The organism is Anaerolineae bacterium, assembly GCA_014360855.1.
Taxonomy (GTDB): domain Bacteria; phylum Chloroflexota; class Anaerolineae; order JACIWP01; family JACIWP01; genus JACIWP01.
Map to the genome: position 1 here is coordinate 1 of JACIWP010000143.1, position 7,995 is coordinate 7,995.

Consider the following 7,995-nt stretch of genomic DNA (forward strand, 5'->3'; position numbering starts at 1 on the left):
TGTCCGAGAGTTCGGTCATCGCAGTGCTCCGGCACGCGTGGGGCGGCGATACGGGTTGGTGTTACTCCTCCCCCGTCAGATCGACACCGGTGATCGTCGAGTCCGTCACATTGTTGGTCTCAACTTTGCTATAGATGTTCTTGTTTTCGCCGGGCTTTGTTTGCACGCCGGTGATTCTCGCACCTTTTACGTCGCCGGTCTTGATGTAACTGACGACTTGGGGCCGGCCCATGATGCCGGCGACCTGCTCGGCCAGGGCGGGGTCCGCCTCCAATGCCTTCCGGACGGCCAGGCGCAGGGCGGCCTGGGCATCCGGGTCATCGGGGCGGCCGGCGAGTTCCTGGGCGGCCTCTTCCACGCGGCTGCGCGAGCGCAGTTTCTCCCACAGCTCCGCGAGGGATTCCCAAGCCGCGCCGGCGGCGCGCCGGCCGGCTTCGACGGCCGCGCTTTGGAAGAAAGAGAGAATAACGGGCTGCAAAGCCTTTACCACCTGATCAGCCAGTTGCGCAATGGCCTGCGGGTCCATGATCCTCACCTCCTGGTCCCATTGCGGAACGGCCCGCTGTGCCGGCGGGGGAATGATACTGCTGGGAGTAATGTACCATGTGGACGCGGGGCTGTCAAAGGGTTGCGGATGTAGGCCGCTGTTATTCCTTCTCGTACGGGGTGCCGAGGGCCGCCGGCGCGGCGCCCCGCCGGCCGCCGGCCAGCAGGACGATGATGGTCAGGATATAGGGGAGCATCAACAGGAACTCGTAGGGGACCGCCTCGAAGCCCAGGGCCTGGAAGCGGAACTGCAGGGCATCGGCCAGGCCGAAGAGGACAGCGCCGGCCAGCGCCAGCCCGGGGTGCCAGCGGGAGAAGATGACCAGGGCGATGGCGATCCAGCCGCGGCCGGCGACCATGTTCTCCGTGAACAGCTTCATCTGCGCCACGCTCAGCACTGCCCCGCCCAGGCCGGCGAAGGCCGCGCCCAGGATGGTGCAGGCGTAACGGATGCCGGCGACATTCACCCCGGAGGTGTCCGCCGCAGACGGGTGTTCGCCCACCGCCCGCACCTTCAGCCCCCAGGTCGTCTCGAACAGCGCGATCCAGATCAGGATGACCAGCAGGACGGTGAGGTAGACCACGACATTATGGCGGAAGAGGATGTCCCCGAGGTAGGGGATATCGGAGAGGAGTGGGATGGGCATTTCCGGGAAGCCGGCGATGCGCGGGGGCCGCTGGGAGACGCCGAAGATCTGGCGGTAAAAGAAGTTGGCGGCGCCCTGGCCGAGGAGCACCAGGGAGATGCCGGCGATGACCTGGTTGACCTTCAGGGTGACGGCAAAATAGCCCATCAGCAGGCCCATCAGCATGCCGGCCAGGATGCCGGCCAGCAGTCCCAAGATGCCACTGTCGGTGGCGAAGGCGGCGGCGAAGCCGGCGAAGGCGCCGAAGGCCATGATGCCCTCGAGCCCCAGGTTTTGCACGCCGGCGCGCTCGGTGATGATCTCGCCCAGCACGGCCAGCAGGACCGGCACCGCCAGGCGGATGCCCGAGGTGATGAGGGATATGATGAAGCCAGCTTGCAAAAGGTTATCCCATGACACGGGAACGATGCCTCCTGAAGGCCTCGCTGGCCAGCACGAACAGCACGACCAGCGCCTGGATCACTTCCGTCAGCGCCACGGGCAGGCCGACCACGCGCTGCATGGAATCGGCGCCGATGACCAGGGAGGCGAAGAAATAGGATGCCAGCAGGGCGCCGAAGGGGTTGAGCTGGCCCAGGAGGGCCACGACGATGGCGGTGAAGCCGTACCCGGGCGAGATGTCTTGGATGAGGCGGTGGTGCACGCCGGCGACCTCGATCATGCCGGCGACGCCGGCCAGCCCCCCGCTGATCACCATAACGATGATGATGTGCCGAGGCACGTCAATGCCGGCGAAGCGCGCCGCGTCCGGGTTGGAACCGACGACCCGCAGGCGGTAGCCCAATGGGGTTTTCCATAGGATGAAGGCGATCAGCGGCACCAGGACGAGCGCCAGGATCACCCCGATATGGAGCCGTGTGCCGGGCAGTACCGGCAGGGAGGCCGGCGCCGGCAGGACGGCGCTCTGGGGCAGGAAGGAGGTGGGGTCCTTCATCGGCAGGCGCACCTGGTAGCTGACCCAGAAGATGGCGACGTAGTTCAGCAGGAGGCTGGTGACGATTTCGTTGGCGCCCAGGTATGCCCGCAGGAGCGCCGGCACCAGCCCCCACAGCGCGCCGCCGGCGAAGCCGGCGAGGAGCAGACCGGGAAGCATTAGAGCCGGCGGCAGGTTCGGGAAGCTGAGGGCGAACAGCGCGGCGACCCAGGCGCCCATGTACAACTGCCCCTCGGCGCCGATGTTCCAGATGCGGCTTCGGAAGGCCAGGGTCAGCCCCAGGCTGATGAGCAGTAGCGGGACAGCGCGCAGGCCGGCCTGGGTGAGGGCGCGGGGGCTTCCGAACGCTCCTTTGACCATGGATTGATATGCCGCCAGCGGGCTGACGCCAACAGCGGCGATGATCAGTGCCCCCAGCAGGAGGGCGAGGATCACCGCCAGGACGGGGGCTCCCTTCAGGAGCACGGACATCGCCGGCGAGGGGCGGTGTGCGCTGGGGAGGGCGGCCCTATCGGTCATGGCCGGGCCTCCCTGGTGCGGTGGGCCTGTCGGCCGGCGGCCGAGGGGGAAGCTCGCACGCTTCTTTGATCGCGCCGGCCATCATCAACCCCAACTGCTCGATGTCCACGCAGGCTGGGTCCACCATTCCGACGATTTGTCCCTCATATATCACCGCAATCCGGTCGCTCAGGGCCAGGATTTCTTCCAGCTCCGTGGAGATCAGGAGCACCCCACAGCCGCGCTCGCGCTGTTCCAGCAGTTTGCGGCGCACGTACTCGGTGGCTCCGATGTCCAGCCCGCGGGTGGGCTGGGCGGCGACCAGGGCTTTGGGCCGGCGGGAGATCTCCCGGGCCAGGATGAGCTTTTGGGCGTTGCCGCCGGAGAGGGTGCCGGCGAAGGCCGCCGGCCCCGGCGCGCGGATGTCATATTCGCGGATCAGATGAGAGCAGTGTTGTTCCATTTCGCGGTAGCGGAGCATGCCGAAGCGGGTGAAAGGGGGCTTGCCCTCCAGGCCGAGGATGCTGTTCTCCGCCAGGGTCATATCGGCCACCATGCCGAAGCGGTTGCGGTCCGCGGGGATATGGGCCAGGCCGGCCTCGAACAGTTCTCGCGCAGAGGCGTGGGTCACATCCTGGCCGGCGAGCAGGTAGCGGCCGCGGTGGGGATGCCGCAATCCCGTGAGCACCTCTTCCAGTTCGGCCTGCCCGTTGCCGTCCACGCCGGCGATGCCCAGTATCTCGCCGGCGCACACCTCGAGGGAGACACCGCGCAGGGCCGGCAGGCCGCGATCATCGTGTGCCCAGATGTCCTGGAGTGCGATGACCGGGCCGGCGGGGGAGGCCGGCGGTTTCTCGATCGGGCACATTTCCCGCCCCACCATCATGCGGGCAAGCTCCTGCTTGGTGATGTCCTGCGTGCGGGCAGTGCCGACCACCCGCCCATCGCGCAGGACAGTCACGCGGTGGCTGATCGCCATGACCTCATCGAGCTTATGCGAGATGAAGATGACCGACTTGCCGTCCTGGACAAGGGCGAGCAGGATTTCAAACAGGCGCTCGCACTCCTGTGGGGTGAGCACGGCGGTGGGTTCGTCGAGGATCAATACGGTCGCGCCGCGGTACAGCGCTTTGAGGATCTCAACGCGCTGTTGTTCTCCCACCGATAACTGCCAGACGAGGCAGGACGGGTCCACCGCCAGGCCATAGGCGCGGGAGACCTCTGCGATTTGCTGATGTACCCGCCGGCGGCTTTCCAGGAACGGCTCGCGGCGGGAAGGCAGGCCCAGGACAATGTTCTCGGCAACCGTAAAGGTGGGAACGAGCTGAAAGTGCTGATGCACCATCCCGATGCCGAGCTGGATGGCATCGTGTGGAGAATGAATGGTCGCCGGCCGGCCCTTGACATAAATCTCGCCCTCATCCGGCTGATAAAGGCCGTAGAGGATGTTCATGAGGGTGGTTTTGCCGGCACCGTTCTCGCCCAGGAGCGCATGGATTTCGCCGGCTTCCAGGACGAAGTCCACATGGTCGTTGGCCAGCACACCGGGGAAGCGTTTGGTGATGCCTCGCATCTCGACCAGCGCGGTCAAACCTGTCCCATCCTCCTCCAATCCCAGGGGAATAGTCAAGGGGAGCTGGGGACATGCCCAGCTCCCCCCATGATCACGCCGAGCGTTACTGCGGGATGTACGGCACTTCCAGCTTGCCGGCGATGATATCGGCCTTGGCCTTTTCGACCTGTTCCAGGACGCTGGCCGGCACTTTGTCCTTGAGCTTGGGATTGATGGGCATCTCAAAAGCGCCCTGCGCCACACCCAAGGAGTAGAACTTGCCGGGCTGGAATGTGCCGGCCTGGACGTCCTTGACCATGGTCTCCAGCAGTGGATACAGGTTCCAGACCAGGCTGGTCAGGACAGTGTCCGGGGCAATCTCGGACATGTCGCCGACGTAACCGGTGGCGTAGACGCCGCGCTCTTTGGCGGCCTCGATCATGCCCAGGGTTGGGCCTTCGCCACAGCCGATGCCGAAGTCCGCGCCGGCGTCAATCTGCGCCAAGGCCGCCTCTTTGGCCTTGGCGACATCGCCCCAGTCACCGACGTATGAGGCGAGCAGGGTGGAGTTCGGGTTGACACTGCGGGCGCCGGCCTTGAACGCCTCGGCCATGGCGTGGCACACGGGGATATCAAACCCGCCGAGGAAGTTCATGGTGCCTTTAGAGACGCCGCCGGCCAGGATACCGATGAGATATGCCGCCTGGTAGAAGGGCTGGTCATAGTCAGCGACGTTCTGGGCGGTTTTGTTCATGCCGCCGGCCCAGGCGAAATTCACATTGGGATAATCCTGCGCCACGCGGAAGACCGCGTCGCCGTAGGAGAAGGAATGGGCGATGATAAGGTTGTAGCCTTCATCCGCATACTCGCGCATGACGCGCTCGCCATCGGCTGGGGCGATCTGCTCGGAGTAGGCCACGTCAATGCCGAGTTTCTCCTTGATTTCCATGGCGGCGCGGTACATCTGGGCGTTCCACGACAGGTCGGTGATTTCGCCGGTCATCAAGATGGCCAGGCGGACGGGTGCCGCGCCGGCGGGCGTGGCCGGTGCGGTGGTGGGCGCCGGCGTGTCGGTGGGGGGCACGGGGGTCGGGGCAGGGGTGGCGGGCGCACAGGCGCCGACGCTGATGGCCACCATCACCAGCACAACCAGCACTGCAAGGATGGAACGGGCCCTTCTTCCTAGCATACGAGAACCTCCTCTCTGAAAATAGTATGGGAACCAGAAGGCCGAGACTTCGAACGACGGAAAGGCCGGCGGACAGCCTCGTTCAGTTCACTTGAAGCAGTCGCTTGCACAGGACGACGGCTTCGGCAGCGTTCTCGGCGTAGCCGTCGGCGCCGATGGCCTGTGCCCATTCGGCGTTGACACATCCGCCGCCGACGATGACCTTGAAGGCATCGCGCTTGCCCAGCTCTTTGAGGAGGTTGATGGTGTCACGTTGGGCCGGCCGCGTGGTCGTCATCAACGCGGACATGGCGATGATGGCCGCACGGTGCTTTTCCGCTTCCTCGATAAAGCGGATGGCCGGCACATCGCGCCCCAGGTCCACCACGTTAAACCCGTGGGAGCGCAGGAGGGTGGATACGATGTTCTTGCCAATGTCGTGGATGTCGCCGGCAACGGTCCCCAGCACGATGGTGCCCAGGTGCTGGCGCTGGGCGCCTTTGGCGGCGATGGCCTCTTCCAAAATAGTGGTGGCGGCCGCGGCCGCATCGCCGGCCATCATCAGCTCGGGCAGGAAAATCTCGAAAGCCTGGAAGCGCTCGCCAACCCGGGTCAGGGTCGGCACCAGTATGCCCTGAATGATTTCCAGCGGGTCAACGCCTTCGGAGAGGGCTTGTCGGGTCAGCTCGACAGCCTGTTCGGCCTCGCCCTCGGCAATAGCACTGCTCAGTGGTTCGCGATATTTTTCCAGCATGGCGGCAGGTGAATCTCCTTTCCTCGGGTATAGGGGAATGCCGGCCGGCGGGCATCATGTCACGAAATGGATGCCCAGGCTGGCCAGTTTTTCTTTGGCACGCGCGTATGGCTCGGTCCAGGTCGGTTTGGGTTGGACGGTGAGCGGGTCGTACACTTCCTGGAAGGGCAGGCCGCGCCGCGGCGCATCGAAGGTGTGCTCATACAGCGGCAGAATTTTGAGCACCAGTTCGTTGGCCTGCTGGCGGGACATGCCAACCACGGCGCGGGAGACCTCCGCGACGAAGCGGGCTTCCAGCCCGGTGTAGTGGTCGGTCAGGGAGCCGCCGGTACAGCCGCATCCCTGGATGTTCATGCCGCTGACGGTGCCGGTGATGGCGCCGGCGGCTGCCTCGTAGAGCAGTTCCTCGGTGCCCGGCCCGGATACGGTGTAGATATCGTTGAGAGTGACGATGCGGGTATTGCGGGCCAACGCCTGACCGACCTCAGCCATGATCCATAGGCCCATGCGGTCGGTGTTGTTGAGCCATTTCAGGTGGGTGTGGCTCATCATGTGATAATCGGCGCAGTAGCAGGTGGCGCCCAGCAGGTGGGTGGCGATGGAGACGATGGCTGTGCCCTCGGCGCCGCCGCCAACCCCGCCGATGAGCGGGGTCATCAGGTCCACGATGCGGATGCCGTAGTCCAGGAGGAAGGCAACGCGCGAAAGCTGGTCGAAGTTGGTCTTTAGCTCGGTCATCTGGGAGACCAGCAGGCCGTCGGAGGGGCGCAGTCCGAACTGCGGATTGCAGGCGGCCATTTTGCCGGCGCAGGTGAGGGAGACGGCGACGTCGTTGATGTGCATGCCCGGCCGGCCGGCGGCGGTCACGGCCATGCGGGCCGCGATGGCATCACGCCGGGAGCCCATGATTTCCAGCGGCGTGCCGGGCTTGATCTCCTGACCGTGGTACATGGCGACGGAGCCGGCTCCCAGGCAGTCAATGAGCGGCTCCTGGGCGCAACTGATGAGGATGCGGGGGTGCATGGTCTCGGAGCAGGGCGTCCCGGTGGGGCCGGAGTGCACGATGGGGCGCTCCGTGTCCTCGACCTTGCGGGCTTTCATGACGACGGCGTCCTTCCCCTCGCCGAGGACGACCTGACCTGGCTCGTGGCGCAGGATTTCCTCGACCTCATCGCGCGAGAAGCGGATGATGCGGGAGGTATCCATGTTGTAGACGCCTACTTCCAGGAACAGCTCGAGGCCGGCTTGATACACGCGGTCTGCCAGGTCATCATCCCAGGGGACAGGGGTCTGCGGGTCGAAGCGGATGCCGTACTTCTTGGTGAGCTGACGGGCGGTCTTGGCGACGGTCATGTCGAAGTCGTGCTCGCGCATGAACGGCCCGTCGTGGGAGCGGCGCATGATTTCGGATAACCAGTGTGCGGGCATGCGTTTATCGAACCTCCTTTGCGCTATGGAGATATCGCCAGGTTGTGGCTTCGGGTGAGCCTATCGCTCTGCAAGGAAAAGGGACAACCGCGGGACATCCATCGTCGCTGACTGCTGTGCATCTCACCACCCTGTGATGGGACAGCCGGCGCGGGGCTTGCCGACGCGCGAATGCGGGAACACCTGCATTCACAAAAACCTCTTTCAGTATAACATATGAATGGCAGTTTGGTCAAAGAAATGGACGGCGGATGATGTGCCATGGCCTATGTTCCATGGCCTGCTGTCTATGGTCTATCATCCATGGTCAATTGTCCATCCTGCATTCGCCGGCCAGCGCCCCATTGTGGTATCATTACACTGGCAGGAGGTGCAGGCTATGAGCACAGCCGATGAGGCCTGGAGGAAGTTCCTGCGCGCCGTGCGGGAGGGCGCGCTCTTTGCCAGGGGGGATACGGTGGTGGCCGG

The 7,995-nt window shown here is 64.8% G+C and carries 8 protein-coding genes; 1 reads left to right on the top strand and 7 read right to left on the bottom strand.

The window, feature by feature from the left end; genetic code table 11:
• Positions 1-61: 61 nt before the first annotated feature.
• From H5T60_08875 to H5T60_08905, 7 genes are all read right to left on the bottom strand, one after another.
• Positions 62-526: a hypothetical protein gene (locus H5T60_08875; protein ID MBC7242544.1), complete on the bottom strand. Its 465-nt coding sequence runs from the start codon at positions 524-526 to the stop codon at positions 62-64.
• A 121-nt stretch (positions 527-647) separates the two neighbouring features.
• Complete coding sequence (locus H5T60_08880; protein ID MBC7242545.1) at positions 648-1,592, bottom strand: ABC transporter permease; 945 nt, start codon at positions 1,590-1,592, stop codon at positions 648-650.
• The gene (locus tag H5T60_08885; GenBank protein MBC7242546.1) at positions 1,579-2,646 is read right to left on the bottom strand and encodes an ABC transporter permease; all 1,068 of its coding nucleotides are present in this window, start codon (positions 2,644-2,646) and stop codon (positions 1,579-1,581) included. The genes H5T60_08880 and H5T60_08885 overlap by 14 nt, the downstream gene beginning before the upstream one ends.
• Positions 2,636-4,216, bottom strand: a complete 1,581-nt coding sequence (locus tag H5T60_08890) for an ABC transporter ATP-binding protein (protein ID MBC7242547.1) — start codon at positions 4,214-4,216, stop codon at positions 2,636-2,638. The genes H5T60_08885 and H5T60_08890 overlap by 11 nt, the downstream gene beginning before the upstream one ends.
• Before the next feature lie 85 nt (positions 4,217-4,301).
• Positions 4,302-5,366 (bottom strand): BMP family protein, encoded by a 1,065-nt coding sequence (locus H5T60_08895; protein ID MBC7242548.1) that lies wholly within the window; start codon positions 5,364-5,366, stop codon positions 4,302-4,304.
• Between the two features lie 82 nt (positions 5,367-5,448).
• Positions 5,449-6,099 (bottom strand): corrinoid protein, encoded by a 651-nt coding sequence (locus H5T60_08900; protein ID MBC7242549.1) that lies wholly within the window; start codon positions 6,097-6,099, stop codon positions 5,449-5,451.
• Between the two features lie 54 nt (positions 6,100-6,153).
• A complete protein-coding gene (locus H5T60_08905) occupies positions 6,154-7,527 on the bottom strand; it encodes a monomethylamine:corrinoid methyltransferase (GenBank protein MBC7242550.1) in 1,374 nt (457 codons plus the stop codon).
• 289 nt (positions 7,528-7,816) lie between these two features.
• Here H5T60_08905 and H5T60_08910 point away from each other — a divergent pair.
• A partial coding sequence (locus tag H5T60_08910) for a hypothetical protein (protein ID MBC7242551.1) occupies positions 7,817-7,995 on the top strand: 179 nt, incomplete at its 3' end.

Excerpts from the sequence above, each read along its gene's own strand:
- H5T60_08895 (MBC7242548.1), bottom strand. The coding sequence starts at position 5,366 with ATGCTAGGAAGAAGGGCCCGTTCCATCCTTGCAGTGCTGGTTGTGCTG.
- H5T60_08885 (MBC7242546.1), bottom strand. The coding sequence starts at position 2,646 with ATGACCGATAGGGCCGCCCTCCCCAGCGCACACCGCCCCTCGCCGGCG.
- H5T60_08905 (MBC7242550.1), bottom strand. The coding sequence starts at position 7,527 with ATGCCCGCACACTGGTTATCCGAAATCATGCGCCGCTCCCACGACGGG.
- H5T60_08875 (MBC7242544.1), bottom strand. The coding sequence starts at position 526 with ATGGACCCGCAGGCCATTGCGCAACTGGCTGATCAGGTGGTAAAGGCT.
- H5T60_08900 (MBC7242549.1), bottom strand. The coding sequence starts at position 6,099 with ATGCTGGAAAAATATCGCGAACCACTGAGCAGTGCTATTGCCGAGGGC.